The 622-nt window shown below is 64.1% G+C and carries 1 protein-coding gene and 1 pseudogene; both read left to right on the forward strand.

Annotated features, from left to right (window positions below):
- Positions 1-287, forward strand: a pseudogene (locus QCD75_RS21825) (pyridoxal 5'-phosphate synthase lyase subunit PdxS); the annotation flags it as partial.
- A 25-nt stretch (positions 288-312) separates the two neighbouring features.
- On the forward strand, positions 313-546 hold the full coding sequence (locus tag QCD75_RS21830) for a hypothetical protein (RefSeq protein ID WP_301231617.1): 234 nt from the start codon (positions 313-315) through the stop codon (positions 544-546).
- Positions 547-622 lie beyond the last annotated feature (76 nt).

Here is a 622-nt window from a genome sequence, read left to right on the forward strand (position 1 = left end):
CCACCACCGGCAAGCTCCCGGTCGTGCTGTTCACCGCCGGCGGCATCGCCACCCCCGCCGACGCCGCCATGATGATGCAGCTCGGCGCCGACGGCGTCTTCGTCGGTTCCGGCATCTTCAAGTCCGGCAACCCCGCCCAGCGCGCCGCCGCCGTCGTCAGAGCAACCGCGTACTTCGACGACCCGAACGAGATCGCCAAGGCCTCCCGCGCCCTGGGCGAGGCCATGGTCGGCATCAACGTCGACGAAATCCCCGCCCCGCACCGCCTCGCCGAGCGCGGCTGGTAGCGAGACCACTCTGAGAGGAACGAACTTGATCATCCGTCATGACGACTGGGCACGCCTGATCGGTGCAACAGTGGAAATCCGGCGCCAGGGAAACATAGTCCGCACAGGCCGTGTTGACCACGCCACGAAAGACTCCAACATCCTCTGGCTGGCCCAGGAAGGCAACAACCCGCGGAGAATGATCGACAAAGCCCAAGGGTATGAAGCATGGGAGGTCGCTGCGTTGCCTGCTGACCTTGGGGAATCTTCTCCTGCCTAGCCCCAGGTTTTCATGGCGGGTCCGGCGGGATGGCGTGTTAATCAGGGAAAGGGTGCTCTGAACTGGGAAAATAGTG

Source organism: Arthrobacter sp. PsM3 (assembly GCF_030433895.1).
Taxonomy (GTDB): domain Bacteria; phylum Actinomycetota; class Actinomycetes; order Actinomycetales; family Micrococcaceae; genus Arthrobacter.